At 69.0% G+C, this 18,991-nt stretch carries 11 protein-coding genes; 3 read left to right on the plus strand and 8 right to left on the minus strand.

Annotation, left to right across the window (positions count from 1 at the left end; all coding sequences use genetic code 11):
* The first annotated feature begins 25 nt into the window (after positions 1-25).
* Complete coding sequence (locus tag RPX00_RS35175; protein WP_406631906.1) at positions 26-6,178, plus strand: RHS repeat-associated core domain-containing protein; 6,153 nt, start codon at positions 26-28, stop codon at positions 6,176-6,178.
* Positions 6,179-6,388: 210 nt separating this feature from the next.
* On the opposite strand, the gene RPX00_RS35180 is transcribed toward RPX00_RS35175, so the two are convergent.
* Complete coding sequence (locus tag RPX00_RS35180; RefSeq protein ID WP_406631908.1) at positions 6,389-6,802, minus strand: hypothetical protein; 414 nt, start codon at positions 6,800-6,802, stop codon at positions 6,389-6,391.
* A gap of 225 nt (positions 6,803-7,027) precedes the next feature.
* On the opposite strand from RPX00_RS35180, the gene RPX00_RS35185 reads away from it, so the two are divergent.
* Complete coding sequence (locus tag RPX00_RS35185; RefSeq protein ID WP_406631910.1) at positions 7,028-11,194, plus strand: BTAD domain-containing putative transcriptional regulator; 4,167 nt, start codon at positions 7,028-7,030, stop codon at positions 11,192-11,194.
* Here the strand turns inward: RPX00_RS35185 and RPX00_RS35190 are convergent.
* The 4 genes from RPX00_RS35190 to RPX00_RS35205 form a co-directional block, all read right to left on the minus strand.
* The gene (locus RPX00_RS35190) at positions 11,179-12,141 is read right to left on the minus strand and encodes a hypothetical protein (RefSeq protein ID WP_406631912.1); all 963 of its coding nucleotides are present in this window, start codon (positions 12,139-12,141) and stop codon (positions 11,179-11,181) included. The genes RPX00_RS35185 and RPX00_RS35190 overlap by 16 nt on opposite strands.
* Positions 12,142-12,850: 709 nt before the next feature.
* Positions 12,851-13,138, minus strand: coding sequence for a hypothetical protein (locus RPX00_RS35195; protein WP_406631914.1), 288 nt, complete (start codon positions 13,136-13,138; stop codon positions 12,851-12,853).
* A gap of 466 nt (positions 13,139-13,604) precedes the next feature.
* Positions 13,605-14,243, minus strand: a complete 639-nt coding sequence (locus RPX00_RS35200; protein WP_406631916.1) for a hypothetical protein — start codon at positions 14,241-14,243, stop codon at positions 13,605-13,607.
* An 11-nt stretch (positions 14,244-14,254) separates the two neighbouring features.
* Entirely contained in the window at positions 14,255-15,703 is a 1,449-nt protein-coding gene (locus RPX00_RS35205) for a hypothetical protein (RefSeq protein ID WP_406631918.1), read from the minus strand.
* A 1,118-nt stretch (positions 15,704-16,821) separates the two neighbouring features.
* Here RPX00_RS35205 and RPX00_RS35210 point away from each other — a divergent pair.
* Positions 16,822-17,178, plus strand: a complete 357-nt coding sequence (locus RPX00_RS35210) for a hypothetical protein (RefSeq protein ID WP_406631920.1) — start codon at positions 16,822-16,824, stop codon at positions 17,176-17,178.
* A gap of 725 nt (positions 17,179-17,903) precedes the next feature.
* Here the strand turns inward: RPX00_RS35210 and RPX00_RS35215 are convergent.
* The 3 genes from RPX00_RS35215 to RPX00_RS35225 are packed head-to-tail and all read right to left on the minus strand — an operon-like array spanning position 17,904 to position 18,968.
* A complete protein-coding gene (locus RPX00_RS35215) occupies positions 17,904-18,341 on the minus strand; it encodes a hypothetical protein (protein ID WP_406631921.1) in 438 nt (145 codons plus the stop codon).
* Positions 18,338-18,556, minus strand: a complete 219-nt coding sequence (locus RPX00_RS35220) for a hypothetical protein (RefSeq protein ID WP_406631922.1) — start codon at positions 18,554-18,556, stop codon at positions 18,338-18,340. The genes RPX00_RS35215 and RPX00_RS35220 overlap by 4 nt, the downstream gene beginning before the upstream one ends.
* Positions 18,557-18,560: 4 nt before the next feature.
* The gene (locus RPX00_RS35225) at positions 18,561-18,968 is read right to left on the minus strand and encodes a hypothetical protein (RefSeq protein WP_406631923.1); all 408 of its coding nucleotides are present in this window, start codon (positions 18,966-18,968) and stop codon (positions 18,561-18,563) included.
* Positions 18,969-18,991 lie beyond the last annotated feature (23 nt).

Genomic DNA, 18,991 nt, shown 5'->3' on the forward strand with positions numbered 1-18,991 from the left:
CGGCTCCTGAGGGGGAGATTCTGTCGTGCGCAGTTTAAAAGCCAGACGCGTGCTCACGCTGTTCCTGTCCGTGTCCGTGCTCGCGGGGTTCGTCGTCGTGCCACCGCCTGCGGTGGCCGCACCCGCTCACGCGACACCGCAGCAGGACCGGATCGTCCCGACGCGGACGATCAAGACGCCCGAACGGCCAGTACCAGCGGCGGACGCCGCGTCGCAGGTGGCCATGAGGAAACCCGAACCCGTGGCGTGGCCATCAGGCGAGGTCACCATCGACCCCGCCGCGCCGGGGCAGAAACAGGTCAGTGCCTTGCCGGTGCGGCTCGTCCCGGCGACAACCGCGGCGACCGGGCCGGTGACCGTCGCCGCACTCGACCGCGCGGCGGCCGATCGCGCGGACGTTCCCGGCCTGGTGCTGTCCCTGCGGGCACCCCAGTCGAAGGCGCAGGCTCCGGTCTCCGTCACGGTGGACTACTCCGGCTTCGCGCACGCCTTCGGCGGCGACTACGCCAACCGCCTGCGGTTCCACGCCCTGCCCGCGTGCGCGATGACCACCCCGGAACGCCCACAGTGCCGGGCGGTCCCGTTGCCCACTCGCGGAGACACCGGCAAGCGGACGGTGACGACCGAGACCACCCTGTCCGGCCAGCCGACTTATCTCGCGGTGGCACCGGCGGCGGCCGGTGACTCCGCGGACTTCGGCGCCACCTCGCTCGCGCCGTCCGCGTCGTGGACCTCGGGCGGCTCGACTGGCGACTTCGAGTGGTCCTACCCGTTCCGCGTCCCGCCGTCGACCGGCGGCACCGCCCCGGCGCTCGGCCTGACCTACAGTTCGGGCTCGGTGGACGGCCGGGTCGCGTCCACGAACAACCAGCCGTCGTGGATCGGCGAGGGATTCGGCCTGGAGTCCGGCTACGTCGAGCGGAAGTACCGATCCTGCGCCGACGACATGTCCGGCGGCAACAACACGGTCAAGACCTACGACCTGTGCTGGGGCGGCGACAACGCCACGGTCGTGTTGCACGGCAAGGCGCTCGAGCTCGTCCACGACGCGAACCACCCCGACGTGTGGAAACCCGTCGTCGACGACGGTTCCCGGATCCAGCGGGTCAACGACGCCGCCAACGGCGACAAATACAACGAGAAGTGGATCCTCACCACCACCGACGGCACCAGGTACATCTTCGGCGAACATCAGCTTCCTGGGTGGAGCACGGGCAAACCGGTCACCAACTCGGTGTACACGGTGCCGGTGTTCGGAAACCAGCCCGGTGAACCGTGCCACGCCGCGACGTTCGCCGCCTCCTGGTGCCAGCGCGCGTACCGGTGGAACCTCGACTACGTCGTCGACCCGGACGGCAACGCGCAGGCCTACTACTACGCCAAGGAGATGAACTCCTACGGCCGCAACCAGGTCGCGACCGACGACACTCCGTACGTCCGCGGCGGTTACCTCACCAAGGTCGATTACGGGTTCCGCGACGGCGGCGCGTACGACAAACCGCCGCAGCAGGTCACCTTCGACGTCGGTGAGCGGTGCGTCCCCTCCGGCGCGATCACCTGCGATCCGAGCCAGCTGACCAAGGCGAACGCCTCGTACTGGCCGGACGTGCCGTTCGACCGGATCTGCGACGCGGGCACATCGTGCACCAACCGGTTCTCGCCGGCGTTCTTCACCCGCAAGCGGCTGGCCACTGTCACCACCAAGGTGTGGAACGGGTCCGGGTACCGCAACGTGGAGTCGTGGACGCTGGCTCACACGTTCCCGTCGCCCGGTGACACCACCAGCCGCGCGCTGTGGCTGAGCTCGATCGTCCACACCGGACTCGTCGGTGGCGTGACCGTGCTGCCCGCCATCCGGTTCGAGGGCGTGCAGATGGCCAACCGGGTGGACGGTCTCGAAGGCTACTCGCCGATCAACCGGTACCGGATCTCGGCCATTCTCAACGAGACCGGAGGCACTACCTCGATCACCTACTCCGCGAAGGACTGCGCACGCGGCTCGCGCATGCCCGCCACGCTGGACGGCAACACCATGCGCTGCTTCCCCGCCTACTGGCAGCCGCCGGACCGGGCAGACGAGCTGCTGGACTGGTTCCACAAGTACGTGGTCACGCAGGTCACCGACGCCGACGGAGTGGGCCTGGCCCCGACCATGGTCACCACCTACCGCTACGGCGCTGACGCCGCGTGGCACTGGACCGACGACGAGATCACCCCGTGGAAGCGGCGCACCTGGGGCGAGTATCACGGATACGAGACCGTGACCGTCCAGAAGGGAGAGACGAACCAGCCGAGATCGTCGGTGCTGACCCGCTACTTCCGCGGTATGTCCGGCGACCGGAAGCAGGACGGCTCGTACCGGTCGGTCAGCATCACCGACACCGACGGCGGCACGTTCGCGGACCTGTTCCCGTTCCGGGGCATGATGCGGGAGGTCGTCAACTATGCGAGCCCGGGAGGGCCGATCGCCAGCGGGATCGTGACCGATCCGTGGATCACCGGGCCCACCGCCGTGGAGAACAAGGACGGCCGTGGCGGCGTCAACGCGTACATGGTGGCCGAGGCGGTCACTCGTGGCCGCACCGCGCTGAGCGCCGGTGGGTGGCGCCGAGTACAGGCCACCAAGTCCTACAACGGACACGGCCTCGTCACCCAGGTCGACAACCGCGGCGACGTCGCCGACCCGAACGACGACCAGTGCACCCGCACGACCTATGCGGAGAACACCGCCAAGTGGCTGCTGGCTTTCGCGTCGCGCGTCGAGACTGTGGCGAAGAACTGCGACACCGCCCCGTCACGTCCGGATGACATCGTCGCCGACACCAGGACGAGCTACGACGGCCAGGCCAACGGTGCGGCGCCCACCGCGGGCAACGCGACGAACGTCGAGGACATCTCGGGGTGGGACTCGGGCCAGGCCACTTACCTGACGGCCAAGACCACGACCTACGACGCCTACGGCCGGGTCACCTCCGAAACGGACGCCAAGAGCAACAAGACGACGACGGCGTTCACACCCCCGACAGGCGGGCCGGTCACCGGCAGCACCACCACCAACCCGTTGGGCTGGACCGCGACCAGGACGGTCGACCCGGCGTGGGGTCTCGTCACCGCCCAGACCGATGCCAACGGCAGGCGCACCGACCTCGGTTACGACCCGCTCGGCCGCCGCACGTCCACCTGGCTGCCGGACAACCCCAAGCAGGACAACCCGAACCGGCCCAGCCAGGAGTACACCTATCTGCTGCGCACGAACGGGCCGTCCGCGGTCGGATCGAAGGTGTTGCAGAACAACGGGACTTACCTGCTCAGCTACCAGCTCTACGACGGGTTCCTGCGGCCGAGGCAGACCCAGGCGCCCGCCCATGGCGGCGGCAGGCTGATCACCGACACGTTCTACGACTCGCGTGGGCTGGCCACGAAGGCCAACGGCAAGTACACCGACGGCAAGCCGGTGAGCACGGATCTGGCCGCCGCCGACGACAACGAGATTCCGATCCAGACCCTCACCGAGTTCGACGGCCTGGAACGCGCGACGGCCACGATCACCGCGGTACGGGGTCAGGAGAAGTGGCGCACCACGACGACATACGACGGCGACCACAGGACCGTCACGCCACCGGCCGGCGGTATCGCGAAAACCGTCTACTTCGACAGCCGTGGCCGCGCCACGGAACTGCGGCAGCACAACGGTTCCGGCTACGACAGCACCCGCTACACCTACGACGGGCGCGGGCAGCAGACCAGCGTGACCGACGCGGCGGGCAACACCTGGCGCTACCACTACGACATCCGCGGCAGACAGACCCAGGTCGACGACCCGGACAAGGGCACCGCCGCGATGACCTACGACGAGCTGAACCGCCTCATCTCCAGCACGGACGCCCGAGGGCAGACCCTCAGCTACCGCTACGACGCGCTGGGACGCAAGACTGAGCTGCACTCCGGTGACCTCACCGGCCCGCTGCGCGCGTCGTGGGCCTATGACACGCTGGCGAAGGGCCTGCCGACCTCGTCGACCCGGTACGACAACGGAAACGCCTACGTCGTGGCGACCGCGGGCTACGACGCGCGCAACCGGCCATTGGGCAGCATCCTCACGTTACCTGCCAGTGAAGGAAAGCTCGCGGGCACATACACAACGAAGGTCGCCTACACACTCGCCGGTCAGCTGCAGTCGACGACCTACCCCGCGACGAACGACCTGCCTGCCGAAACCGTGTGGTACGACTACAACGACGTCGGCCAGCCGAACAAGGCGAGCTCCGGCATGAATACCTACGTGACCGACGCGCTGTACTCGCCGTACGGGGAGACACTCCAAGTCAACCTGGCGGCGAACGGGAAGTGGCTGGATCTGTCGTACAGCTACGAAGAAGGCACGCGGCGGCTATCCGGGACGCGCACTACCTCGTCATCGGCCCCGGCCGACCCGGTGCTCAGCGACACCAGCTACACATACAACCCGGCCGGCAACGTCACCAAGATCGCCGACTCGGCGGCGAAGGACACGCAGTGCTTCAGCTACGACGCATACCAGCAGCTGACCGAGGCCTGGACACCCGGCAGCGGCGACTGCGGCGCGGCACCGGACGCGCTCAGCGGCCCCGCGCCGTACTGGCAGTCCTTCCGCTACGACAAGGCCGGCAACCGCACGAGCAAGACCGATCATGCGGCGAATGTCGTTACCGCCTATGCGTATCCGCCTCCTGGTGAGCCGCATCCGCACGCCGTCCAGACGTCATCGTCGGGTGGTGTCACGATGTCGTACGGGTATGACGCGGCGGGCAACACGACGGCCGGGCCGTACGGTCCCGCTCGTGCTCCGGCCAACCTCGCCTACGACGCCGAAGGTCACCTCGCATCCGTTGGCGCGCAGACGAATCTGTATGACGCTGAGGGAAACCTGTTGCTCACCAGGGTGCCAGGGAAGGTCACCGTCCAGTTCGGCGCGACAGAGCTGGCGCTGGACGCGAACGCCAACGCTGTCAAGACCACGCGGTTCTACCAGTTCGCGAGCAAGATCGTCGGCGCTCGGTCGGCCGACGGGCTGGTGTGGATCAGCTCCGACCACCACGACACCGGACTGCTGGCCGTGAACGCGTCGAGCGGGCAGGTGGCAAGGCGCTTCTACACGCCATTCGGCGAAGACCGGGGAGCCGCCGCGCAGTGGCCGGTCGACCGGGGATTCGTCGGTGGCGTCACGGGTTCCGGCACCGCGCTCACACACCTGGGCGCGCGGGACTACGACTCGGCCGGCGGGCGTTTCATCACGGTCGACCCGGTGTTCGACGCGACCGATCCGCAGAACCTCAACGGTTACTCCTACGCCGACGACAACCCCGTCACCCGCGCCGACCCCGCCGGGCAGATGCCGCCGCCCGACGCGGAGGAACGGATCGGTTGGCGCGCCGCCCAGGCGGCCCGTCAGAACTGGGACAACGCGTTGCAGACCGCCAAGAAGTGGTGGAACAACCAGTCATGGCGCAGGGGCGGACGCAACGTCGCGGCGGCGGAGGTCCAAGCACTCGGCACCGCGGCCGTCCTGATCGCGGCCAAGCTGGTCATCGACCCGCACTATGGGCCTGGCGCGCTGGCGAACCTGCATGCCCACTTCAACGTCGTGGGCGGGGACGGGCGTGTCGGCATGGCGGACATCGTGTTCATCGACACCCACGACAAGATCGTCTTCGTGTGGGCGGTGAAGTCGCAATACACCGCGTCGTTGGTGAAGCCGGAATTCGACCATTTCAGAGCCGCTGTGCAGACTTCCGGCAAATGGGACGGATGGAGCGTCGCGCCCGGCTTCAAGCTGGGGGTGTCGGTGACCCTCCCGCTCGCCGGCGATCCGTCCAAGAACCTGACGGTGCAGGACACCGACGTCCCAGGCTTCGTCATCCACATCACCAGCGACGCGCCACCACCGCCTCCGGTTCCGGTTCCAGTGCCAGTTCATGATCCGGTGCCCGTGCCGAATCCGGGGGCGAAACCGGTGCCCTATTCGCCACCGCTGACCGACCCAGTGCCTTCACCTCTCGCTCCGGCGCTGAAGTGGTGGGACGGCCTCAATCCGGTGCAACAGGCAGGCATCGTCGTCCTCACCGCCGTCGCCGCGATCCTGTTGCTGCCAGTGGTCCTGCCCGTAGCCGCGGCTCCCGCCGCAGTCGCGACCGGTTGACGGACGGTGCGTGAAAACCCGGGCAGTCCATGGTTCATGGCCTGCCCGGGGCTGTTTCTGCCCACCGAGTCCCCGACGACGTGGTGGAAGGCTGCCTGGCGGGCTGCCCGGCCGCCTTCGACCGCCGGCGCCAGGCGCTCGAACCCGTCCGGGAGACCGGCGATCCCGACCTCGGGAGCGAGATCCGCAACGCTGCCTGGCGGACCTTCCTCACTTCGAGCAGGTCTGGATGGGTGTTACCTCGTGGGCTCCCCAGGAGTTGTGGACGCGGATCCAGTAACCCTGGCTTCGAGGAACTCCGTCGACGCAGACGGAGACCCGTGGCGTCATGAGGCAGTCAGTGTCGTCCCAAGTGGTTCGCCCGGTGACCTTCTCGTTCGAGTAGTGTCCGCTGGCCAGCCACCGTTCCTGGTCCGGCAAGCAGATGCCGGGGCCGCCGTAGTTGCGCCGGATCAGGATCAGCCCACCCGAGGCGTTGTGGACGATGCCGCAGCCTGTCCAGTCGCAGCCTTCGCCTCGGGGCTGAACGGGACTCGCCTCGGCTGGGGCGACGGCCGCTCCCGCGAGCGTGATCACCCCGATCAGTGCCATGCCCAGTCGTTTCTCCGTGCGTCGAATGTTCATGCGACAAGGCTGCGCACTAGACCTTGAGCCAGCCTTGCACATCGTCTGACCTGCACGCTCACGTGCCCAACGTGATGGTGCCTCGTGGCCGAGTCCGCCGCTGTCGCATGCACCGGGCATCCGCAGCACACCGGTGATCACGGTTCAACCCTCGACGAGATCAGCCAGTTCGGCGATTGCCGAGGCACCGACCCGGTACTACGTTGCGGGACGGGGGAGGCACTGATGGACTTCCGGCTGCTCGGTCCCGTTGAACTGTGGGTCGGCGACCGGCGGGTGGATCTGGGCACCAGCAAACAGCGCTGTGTGCTCGCCGCGCTGTTGCTCGGCGCCGGTAGTGCCCAGCCGATCGAGTCGCTGATCGACCGGGTGTGGGGCGAGGCGCCGCCGACGCAGGTCCGCACCGCGCTGTACAGCTACATCAGCCGGGCCAGGCGCGCACTCCGCGACGCGTCCAGCGAGCTGACCATCGCCCAGGAACCCGGCGGCTACCTGCTCGACCTGCCTCGTGACCTGGTCGACGTCCATCGCTTCGAAACGTTGTGCGGCAAGGGTTTCCGCGTGACCGAGCCGGATGAGCGAGTCGCGATGCTCGATCGCGCGCTCGGTCTGTGGCGCGGGCAGCCGTTGCAGGACCTGTCCGGTCGCTGGGTCGACGAGGTCCGGCAACGGCTGGGGCGCGAACGGGTCCGCGTCTGCGCGGAGTGGGCGAGCGTCATGCTCGAACTCGGAAGGCACAGCGAGGCGGGCGACCGCCTCGAACGCGCGCTGCTCGACCACCCGCTCGCGGAACCGCTGGTCGGTCAGCTGATGGTGTCCCTCCACCTGCAGGGCAGGCAGGCCGAGGCGCTGGACTGCTTCGCCGGGCTGCGCGCACGGCTGGCCGACGAACTCGGCGTCGAACCCGGTCCCGCAATCGGCGACCTGCACCTGCGGATCCTCCGCGGGCAACCGGTCGGGACCCGCACCGAGCCGCCGATAACCCCCGTGGCGCGGACCGCGCCGGACGAGGCACCCCCCAGGAGACCACCGGTGCGGGCGGTCGCGGTCGAGGCGCCTTACCTCGGCCTGGAGACCTTTCAGCAAGCCGACGCCGCCCGGTTCTTCGGCAGGCAGAGCATGGTCGAGGAAATGCTGGCGCGGCTGGCGGACCGCCGGTTCCTGGCCGTTTTCGGCCCGTCCGGCAGCGGCAAGTCGTCGCTGCTGCGCGCTGGACTCCTGCCCGCGCTCGCAGACTGGGACACGGTGCTGTGCACGCCCGGCGAGCACCCGCTCGCCGCGCTGTCAGCCAAGCTGGTCGCGGCGGGCGTGCTGCCCTCGTCGGTGCTCGGTGAACTCACGGTCGACCCCGCCTGCCTGAGCGTACTGCTGCGCTACCGCGGCGGCGAACAGCGGAGGATGCCGGTCGTGCTGGTCGTCGACCAGTTCGAGGAGGTGTTCAGCCTCTGCCGCGACGAGCACGAGCGGTCCCAGTTCGTCGAGGCTCTGGTTTCGCTCGCCGACACCCCGTCCACGCCGGCGCGCGTGGTGATCGGCATCCGCGCCGACTTCTACCCGGCGTGCGCGGAGTTCCCGGCGCTGGTGGCCCTGCTGCGCGACCAGCAGCTGCTGGTCGGCCCGATGGCCGAGGCTGAACTCCGTGAGGTGATCACCGGACCGGCCGCCCTGGCCGGGCTGACCGCGGAGCCCGCGTTGGTTGACGCCGCACTCGCCGACGTGCTCGGCGAGCCGGGCGCTCTGCCGATGCTCTCTCACGCCCTGCGGGAGACCTGGCTACGGCGCGAGGACGACCGGCTCACCGTGGGGGCGTACTGGGCAGCAGGCGGGGTTCGCGCAGCCGTCGCGCAGACCGCCGATGAGATCTACCAGGGCTTTGACACCCGGCAGGCGGCTCTGGCCCGCGAGATCTTCCTGCGCCTCACCGCGCCTGGCGAGGGTGCGGCGGACACCCGGCGGCGGCCCCGGCGCGAGGAACTGCTCGACATGACGGACGCCGACGAGGTCACCGCCGTGCTCGCCACACTCGCCGAAGCCCGGCTGATCACCGTTGACGAGGGCACGGTCACCGTCGCGCACGAGAGCCTGATCCGCGGCTGGCCGAAACTGCGCGGCTGGCTCGACGAGGACCGCGAGTACCTGCGCGCCCGCCAGCGACTGACCGACGCCGCTCAGGAGTGGGCGCAACACGGGCGCGACGAGGACCTCGTCTACTCCGCTTCCCGTCTGGCCGCCTGGCGTGAGCGCGACCCCGGCAAGCTGACCGACCTGGAGCGCGATTTCCTGGCGGCGGGCGAACGCAGGACACTGCGGGCGCAGCTGACCAGACGCAGGCGGGTCCAGGCCACTCTGATCGGGCTGAGCGCGGCGCTGGTCGCGCTGCTGGTGCTGAGCGGCGTCGCGGTGGTGCAGGCGGACCGCGCCCGTGAGGAGCGCGACCGCGCGCTCTCCGGCAGCCTCGTCGCCGACGCGCGCAACCAGCTGCCCCTCGACCCCGAGTTGGCGCTGTTGCTGGCCCGGCGGGCCTACGAGACGACCCAGGACGGGCAGACCGAGTCCGCGCTCACCCAGGCCGTGGTCTCCTCCCGGGTTCGCGCCGCTTTCACCGGGCACGAAGGCCCGGTGACCAGCACCACCTTCAGCCCGGACGGCAAGCGGTTGGTCAGCGGCGGCGCCGACGACACCGTGAGGTCGTGGCCCCTGGACGGTAGTCCGCCGGCCGTGATCCTCCGTTCCCGCAACGAGATCGTCGACCTGGCCTGCAGCGAGGACGGCACCGGGATCGCGGCCGCCGACGCGGGCGGTGCGGTGTGGCTGGGCGCCCGGGCGCTCGGCCAGGTCCGGCCGGGCGTGCTCGCCGTGGCGATCGACGCGGACAAACGGGTACTGGCCGCGGCGCGGGACGGTTCACTGTGGACGTTCACTGTGGACGGTCGGTCGACCTCCGTGCCGGGCCTGGGCCGGGCACTGACGGTGGCCGCTTTCAGCCCGGACCGGCGCAGAGTGGCCGGCGCGAGTCCGGATGGCCGGGTCTGGCGCTGGGACCAGGGCACCGGCGCGGTCATCCCACTGCGTGGACCCGATGTCGAGGTGACCAGTCTCGCGGTCGGCCCGGACGGTGCCACAGTCGCGGGCGGCCGGGCCGACGGCAGGGAGGAGGTCTGGCGGGACGGGCGGCCGCCGCTGGTGCTGTACCCGAACCGGGACCGGATCCAGGCGCTTGCGTTCAGCCACGACGGCAAGGCCCTGCTCTCCGGCGGCCGGGACCGCACCAGCCACTACTGGCAGTTGACTGCGCGCCGGGACTTCATCGCCTTCCGCGGCCAGGGCGGGCCGATCCGCGACGTCGCGCTGAGCCGGGACGACGAGCTGGTCGCCACCGCCGCCGCCGACGGAACCGTTCGGCTGTGGGAGCCCGCCCCGCGTCCCGAGCATCGCGTGCTCGAAGGGCACACCGGGAGCGTGCTCGACGTGATGTTCAGCGAGGACGGCACGAAGGTGGTGAGCGGCGGCACCGACGGCACAGTGGTCGTCGCCGCGTCAGACGGCACTGGGAAACCGGTGGTGTTGCGTGGTCACCATGGCCCGGTCGACGGTGTGGCATTCAGCAATGACAGCCGGTTCGTCGCCAGCGCGGGTGACGACGGGCAGTTCCGCGTGTGGCCCTCCGGCGGCGGTGATGCGATAGCCACCTACACCGGCCAGGGAGTCGCTTGGGCGGTGGCGTTCAGTCCGGACGGGCACTTTCTCGCGGGCGCGAGTGAGGATGGCGCCGTGCGCAGGTGGCGACTGGGCTCCGACGCTCCACCTGAGGTGTTGCGCGACGGTCAGGCGCCGGTCCACGACGTCGTGTTCAGTCGGGACGGCTGGCTGGTCGCGGCGGTCGACAACGGCACGGTGCGGCTTTGGCCGCCGTCGGGCCGTCCGACGACCCTGCGCGGTGCCGACGGGATGCGCTCGGTGGCGATCACACACGACGGTCAGTACGTGGCCGGTGCCGGGAACGACGGCGCGGTCCGAGTCTGGCGCCGTTCGGACGGCGCGCTGCTCGCCACCCTCGTCGGGCACTACGGGTTGGTGTTCAGCCTGAGTTTCAACGGCGACGGCGCATACCTTGCCAGCGTCGGCAACGACAAGAAGGTTCGCGTTTGGAACTGGGCGCGTTGGCGCGACCCGGTGGTGTTCGACGACTACAACACGACCGTGCAAAGCGTCGCGTTCGGCCAGGGCGACCGCATCGCGGTCGGCCGCGGCGACACCAACAGCACAGTCGACGTGTGGCGCTGCCGGTTCTGTCTGCCCGCCGAGCGGTTCGGCGAGCTGGCGGACCTGGCCAGGGCACGCAGCACCCGTGAGCTGACCGCCGCCGAGCGCGACCGCTACCTCGGCCCCTGACACCTCCGGGCGATCTCCAGCAGGACGCCGACATACGCAGTGCGCGTCTGCAGCACCTCGATCGGTGCCGTAGTGGGTTTCGTGGCACTCGCCCTGATCGCGGCGAAATTGGACTCGGCCTTGGTGCAGTCCGAGGTCAGCAGGTCGGCGTTGGCCCCGCTGGCCGGCCAATTCCCGAAATGGGCGGCGAGTGCCCGCGGTCCGATCCGGTCTTCGACCATCGCGACGACGGTGGTCGCGTTGTGCCAGGAGTCCTGCAGCGGCAGTGAGTTCTCCTGGTAGGTCCAACCGCCGAGGTCCTCGCGGTAGTGCGTGCGCACGTCGGTCCGCCACTTTCGGACCTTCACGGCCACCTCCCGCCATTCCCGCGCCGGAATCAAGCCGCGCCGCAGCGCCTGGCCCAGGAACCAGCTCGCGGCTGCGGAGACGTTCCACACGCACGGCTTGCCCGCGTCGTTGGCGTGGTCGGAATACCCGACACAGTGCCCACCCGCCGACAGCGGGACCGTGTTGAGGTTGTGCGCCACCTCGCGGATGCGTGCCGCGGGCACCCCGCCGCCGTCGTAGCCGGCGAGCAGCACCCGGCCCACGTGCCAGGCGTCCGTGATCGTGTACGCCGTGTCCGCAGGGTTGACCGTCTTGTCGCCGAACGCGTCGAACGGCACACCGAGTCCGTAGCCCCCTGTTGGCGTCCGCAGCCGGTAGAGCCGGTCCAACCACGCCCGTGTCCGTTGATCCCGCCAGCCGAACCGCTGCCCAGCGTAGGCCGCGAGCGGCGCGACGAACTGCGCGCGGACGTAACTCCCCGCCGCGTCCGCGTTGGCGACGGCAGTGACCGCGTCTGCGTATGACCGGTCCGCGAGTTCGACCCACTTGTTGTCGTCGGTGGCCGAAGCGGTCCCCGCCGTGACGATCAGGCAGGCCACGAGAATTGTCAGGAGTCGCATCCGGACCCTCCCCTTGGGTTTCTCTTGGTCGCCCCAGCGTGGCTGCGCAATCTTGCACGGACCTTGAGGTGTTGGATTCGGACGCGGTGAAGGCCACGAGACAGGTCCTGCTTGATCGAGGAGTGGTCACGACATCTGGTCGGTCGTAGTTCGCCGCGAGTCGAGCCGGCGGCTTGCTCGTGGCCTGCGAGACTCTCGTGCGGGCTCTGGCCGCTCCTCGACGGAAAGTCGTCGTGACCAGTGGCCCCTCCTGCACCGTCAGCCCCCTTCGGCTGGCGATCAGCACCGGTGTGGCCGCAGCGGCTCCCGACGTCAGCGCCGGACCACACCATGATCGGCCGGCATCTTCCGGGTGTCGCCGCGCGGCTGGGGGTGCCCGCCTCGCCGTCGAACAGTTTCGAGGGACATGGACCATGACTCAAAGCAACGGGGTGGTCGCTACGCTGTTCAACAATGCGCCCGACGCTCGCCGGTACGCCGGCCGCCGCAGCCCCGATGGCCAATGGTCCGGGAGAACCATCGATTTGAACCAGCCGTCGAGCACCGCGACCTGGACCGCCACCGGATGATAAACCCCGATCCCGGCGCAGCCGAACAAGGATCCTCGCGGACTGGCGGCGCTTCCGGGACGGTCAGCGACACCAACACGGGGGCGCTGACAGGCTGCGCCGGTCGCATTCACCGTATGCGCTCCACTTTCGCGGCGTACCTAAGTGCGTGCACTGGAATTCACCGACCGCCTGCGGAGATGGGTCCGGCGGCGGCCGCCTCGGGTTGTCGGGTCAGGCAGGGTAGCGGGCCAGATCTGGGCGGTGAAGCGTTCGACGCCGCGGTGCATGTCCTCGGGGTCGGCGTGGCCGTCGCGTTCGAGCCGCAGCCGGGTCTCGTCGTGTTCTTCCCAGCACTCGCTTGGCGCGGGCTGATCGGGTTCGCCGGTCCATGCCTCGAGGGCGACAGTGGTGTAGTGCAAGGCAACGCGGGAAAGTGCCCGTTCCACGTCGTCGGCTGCGACGGCGATGTCGACGCTTCAACAGGGAAGGTGCGAGGCCGTCAAGAGAGTCGGCGATGACGCGGCCAGTTCGCGGTTCGCCGGATTGTCCGGAACCTCGGTGGCCGGCCAACTGATCGATCTGACGAGCCTCAGGGAAGAACCCCCGGCCGCGCGCCAAGGCACCGCACCGATGAGGGAGCCAGCTCGGGGCGAGGTGGTCTCGAGATTCTCTTGGGCCCCATGGACACTCGGCGGAGAAAGCCGCGTGCGCGAAGAAGGCCACGCTGGCCGCGGCGCAGAACGTCACGCCGCCGACTGGACCACCGCCGCCGAATCGAAGCTCGGCATCGGCCCGCGCCGGTGCTGGCGACGTGACCGCCTTGGCGTGGCGCGCACGAGACGTTCACAACCGCCTGGCCGGTCGGGCGCTCCGGCGACAAGGCGCTGCTGCTGCGTCGGGCTTAGTGCTCGGTCAGTGCTGTTCGGTGCCAGGGACGGTGCGCTCGGTGCGTTCGAGCGGGTCGCGGGGGTCGTAGCTGGCGAGGGCGTGGACGGCGTCGGCGAACTGTTGCTGCTCGGAGCCCTCCGGGAAGATCCGTCCGGGGGCGCCGATCTGGTCGCGGGTGTCGGAGGGCGGTGCGGGCCAGAACTGGACGAGGAACCGCTCCGCGCCGCGCAGGGAGTCCGGTGGCGCTCCTTCGTCGATGCGGCGGGACATGGCGGTCTCCGCTTCCTGTCGGATTCGGTCGCGGTCGCCGGTGTGGGCGCGGACTCGGTAGAGCCCCGGCCCGCCGAGGTCGAACCGGGCGAGCGGCTGCTCCCGGATGGTGCGCCAGAGGCAGAGCCTGCCAGTCGAGAACCAGGTCAGGGTCTCGCTGGTGCTGGGCCAGCCGGTGGCGGGCGGTGGCTCGCCGTCCCAGTACTCGAGCAGTGCTTCCGGAACGAGGAACTTCCCGGAAGCACTGCTCAGGCTCACCTGCTGCTCGGTGGCGCGCAGCCAGCCGCCCTCGATGGGCGGTCTGATGCCGCGGTCCGCCGCGTCGTCTTCGATGAACAGGGTGGAGTAGTCCAGTTCGAATTCGCCGGCGAAGCGGCGCAGCAGCGTGGCCATCGGACCTTCAATCAGTCAATGATGTTGACGTAGAACTGGTCCTGCAGTTTGTACAGGATCCTGCTGGAGTGGTAGAAGTCTTGCAGATCGCCGCCGCCCCAATTGTTCTGCCATCCGTCGATGTACTTCACGGAGAAGTCCCACACCGGGTTCGCCGCGCCTTCCATCGTCGACGCGAATGGGTACTCGTCGCACTCCACGTCGCCAGGCGGCTTGGGGAGGTTGCTGCAGGCCTTCCTCACTTCGGCCCGGTTCGGCCCGGTCTCGGGTTCGGGAATCCGGTGCAGACCGGGCTTGGTCGGGTCGCCGTAGAAGTACTTGCCCGGGATCCGCTTGGGGTGCGGCTCGGGCGGGAAGGTCGTGTCCGGCGCGTCCAGTGCCTGGCGGATGTGCGCGGCGTAATCGGTCAGGAAGCCTGAGAACACCGGAAGCCACGGGATCACGTCGGAATTGGCGCACGCGCGGGGGTCGTTGCGGAAATCGGGCGAGGAGTCGCAACGCATGCCGTTGTCCGGGCTGTCAGCCTTCCATTCGACGCCGGGTTCCGGCGTGTGCACGGCGGTGGTGATGTGCCACTTGTGGTTGGACACCTTGTCGGGCGCGGTGCTCTTGGTCTCGTCGGAGTCGATGTTCCAGCTGGTCCACTGCCCGATCCGGACGTGGCGCTGCCAGTCCTCCAGCGGCAGCGCGAGCGGGCCGTAGTTGGTGCTGCAGCCCGGATCGCCGACGGCGGCGCAGACGGGTCCGACCGTCAGCTGCGTGGTCAGGGGGTTCTCGTAGTCGCCCCAGTTGTCGTCGGCGTATGTCGGCTGCAGCCAGAACGTATTCGTGCGGATTTTGTAGTTGCCGACCGCCGCCGCGATCCATTTCAACGTCACCTCGCCGCTGAGCGTGGTGCCGCGATACGCGCGCGCTTTCAACCCGAAGCGCTGACACCAGAATAGGCGGTGGAATACGTGTCCGGCAGCGGATTCCGAACGAGGATCGTTCTTGCACAGGTTCAGAAAGTATTGAGGAAGTTCCCCTGCCTGCATCGGTTTTCCGGCCGGGTGGTTCTCCAGTTCGGCAACGGCTTTCCGGAACTCCGGCGTGGCCTGTTCCGGCGATGGTTCGTTGCCCTTCGCTGCTGCGGCGGCGAGAGCGCCCTCCGCCGTCGCGGGATACGCCGGGCCTGGTTGCAGCGGCTTCCCGTCAAGTCCGAGGATCTCCACCCGGATCTGCGAGCGGGGCGGAGCCGGTTGCGCGGCGGCTGCGGAATTCGCGCCGAGTGCCACGGTACCCACGAGCGCGGTCACCGCGATGAGTGCGCGTCTGAGTCTTCGTCGTTTCATGTGCACAAAAACCACACCCCTCCAGGATCCGGGCATCACAGTGCGATCGTGCCGTGAATGCAGACTGCCCGGATTCCCTCGTATTTGAATGAGCGACACCTGTCTGCCGGCATTGGGTGCAGTCGTCAAGAACGGTCTGCGGCGCGATTAATCAGGAACGAAATGTGCCGATGGATAATTTGCGGCGAGACGACGATCGGACTATCGCGCTCGTGCTTTCGCGAGCCTGCGGACCATGCGAAAACGGCGATTGTCATAGGGTTGCGACAGCAATTGCGCATGCCGAGAAACGACCGACGCGCTAGACGTATGTGCTCGGCTGCTTCGACGCGCCGCCGGGGTCGAATGCGGCTGGCTGGCGTGCGGTGCCGCATAGCTGTGGCCGAAGTAATCGTCGCTGAGAGGAGTGTCGCCTTTGGTTCCGGGCCCGCACGGATCGCTGCGCGGGGCGGCGCGGACCGCGTTCGACGTCGTCGCTGTCGGTCTGGTCGTCCATTGCGTCGGATGCCGGAGTGGGACGACAGGGTCGTGTTCGTTTCGGCCGACCGGGGTCCGGGGCGGTCCCGCAGAGCCGGGACCTCCCCTTCCGACGCTGTAAGGGTGTGCCTCCGTCGAGGCGCTGCCGGGTGGGCGGTGGGAGCCAGGTCCTGTCCGCGGTCGGGGACGAGCGCGGGGCCGTGGAGCGCCAGCCACTGCTCGCATCCCGGGCAGGCGTCGCACGGCCCGCCGAGGTCCGGGAATGCCTCGGCGGACACCATGCCCCTGGGGTGCGGGAGCCGGGAGCCGCCGTACGTCTCGCGTGGCAGGGCGTGGCACAGCGGCCGGAACTGGTCGGAATCCGGGTCGAAGAGGCCGGCTTCCAGGTACAGGTGGCGGCGGCGGTCGCCGCGGTAGAAGCGGATCGCCACCACTGGCGGAGTCGGCGTCCGGGCGGCAGGAATCAAGGGTCGCGGGCGGACCCTGCCGGGTTCGCGTGCGGTCGTCGGTCCGCGACCGGGAGATCCGGCCATGGGCGTCAGGCCAGCGAGGTTGTCTACTGGTGTGGTGAAATGTCGTGGTTGTCTTCCACGTCAGTGGAATCTGTGTCCGCGACGCTACGAGGATGGCTCCAACGCGACGCCACGTCAGTTGGTTTCCTGGCGGCGAGTCCGGCGGTGGATGCCGGTCGCGGCGCTCGGCGGGAACATCGGCCACGCCTACATTTCCGCGATGCGCCGCGGGGAGCAGGACAACCGACGTGCCAGGTGATGGCGGTGCTGGCCGAGGCGCTCGGCGTGCACGCCGCGTATTTCCTGGGCGGGCGCCAGGAGCGCGATCCGGGCGAGCGGCACGGCTGGCGTCCCGGCGCGCTGCCGAAGCTGTTCGCGACAGTGCACCCGCCCGGGCGCGGAGCGTTCTCTCCCGAGGAAGCGGCCGAGGCGATCAGCGTCGACGGGCGGTTCGGCACCATCTCGGCCACCTATGTCCGGGACCTGCAGTCCGGAGCGAAGTCGAACCCGCAGCTCAAGCACATCCTGGGCCTGCGGACTTCTTCTGCGTCGCGCCAGCGTATTTCGTCGACGAGCGGGCGGCCGCGGCGGTCGACACGCAGCTGGCGGCGCTGAGCGGTCTGGTGCAGGCCCTGATCCGGGCGCTGGGGTCCAGCAGAGCGGCGGTCCGCGAGGCCATGGACGACACCGATCCGCCAGATGCCGGGCCGCAGCCCGGGGAGCCCGCGGCGGCATGCCCGCGGTCGGGCAATGGCGTCGCGTCGGCACACCGAGCGAGGGGGCACGCGTGAACCAGCGACAACTGCGCGAGCTGCGGGACCTGTGGTGCACGATGATCCGCGACCTCGACCCGTCCGCGAACGCGAGACCGTCTGCCACCGGCTGGTCGAGGTCGTGGCGGCGCAGCTGCGGCGGGACATCCGTCTGCAGTGGACGGACCTGGGGGCCTGAGCGGGCTGTCGCCGGTAATCGACGACGAGGTGCACATTGTCCTGGTCACGACGGTCGATTTTGCAGGTGTGTTGTCGTGACTGCGGATGACGGTGTCGTCGCCGTGCAGGAGCGCGAGTAAGCAGCGGGGCTTGCTTGAGTTGTGCTCGCCGGTTCGGGCGACGCGGTCGGCTAGCGCGCAGTGCGGGCGGGCGCCGTTGGCTTCGATGCCGGTGCGGAAAAGTTCCGATCCTGTCCTGGGCGGACAATGCAGCGGCTTTCGCACCGGGTCGTTCGGCTTCCATGCTGAAGTGCTTGTTATCCGTCGCGAGATGTGCGGGGTTTCCTGTTTACCCGGGGGAAGGACCTGCCTGCGCACGGAAGACGTTTCGCGGACAGCGCTCGCGACCTCAACGTGAGGTCAGCGCGCGGTAGGGCTTCGGGAAGAACGCCCAGTGATCCTCGCACCAGACCAGTCCGTCGTAGGAGATGCCGGTGGAGCTGCCCGGGGAGCGGTACTGCCACGCTGCCCACACGCGTGTCGGCGTCAGCAGGTTCGCTATCGACCGGTACCCGCCGGGAAAGGGGCGGGACATCGTGTTGTAGTCGATGAACGAGCCCGCCGGGGCGAGGTGGATGATGATCTGGGTTCGCCCCACCGGGCGGCGGAATCCGAGTCCGGTGTCCCAGAGCGCCTCGTACCGTTCCTGCGCCAGCCGCTCGGCCACCTGGACGAATACCTTGGCGTAATCGCCCGGTCCAGGCCGCAACTCCTGCAACGCCGCGCCAGCCGGATCCGTGGCGATCGCTTGGAGGATCGGCTTCAGTTGCGCGGGCAGTGCGATCATCGAGATCCCGACCTACACGCGCAGCGCACCCGTTCGCCCACGTTCTGGACGAAGGTGTCCCCGTCCCGCAGCTGCCGCGTCTTGTCGTTCTCGGAACCGTGCGCAGAGGGAAGAACGTGCCGCGTGCCCAGTTCGAGTTCGCCGGTACGGCGGCTGAAGGCGCAGCCCTTCGCGGCGCAGTCGTGCTGATGTTCGCCCCACGGAAAGATCTTCATCGAGTTACCTGTCGCCGAATCGTTCCTCGTCGGCGGAGGTCCATCCTTCGGAGCCGATCCCGCCAAGCCAGTCGTCGAGCCCGCGGGCCGCTTCGTGTTCCGCGGCGTAGTCCGCGTCCGTCGGCCGGTACCACCGGAGCCCGGTGCGGATGGTGAGCAGGTCGACTACGTAATCGCTGATGTCCGCCCGCTCGTAGTCGACGTCGTCGCTGCCGTCGGGTGCGTAGAGGAATCCGTCCTCGTTGACCTCGCCGACGAGCTTCGCGACATTCTTGCCTCCGATGCCGCCGACTCCTTGCAGGGAGATCCTGAGTCCGAAGACGTCCGCGACCTGCGCAGGCCACCGTGCGAACTCGCCGCGCGCGAACGCGCATCCCAGTGCCCGCCCGACGCGCGCGGCGACCTGAGGCATGTCATCGTCGGTGTCCAGCCGAG

The organism is Amycolatopsis sp. WGS_07, assembly GCF_045278895.1.
Classification (GTDB): Bacteria; Actinomycetota; Actinomycetes; order Mycobacteriales; family Pseudonocardiaceae; genus Amycolatopsis.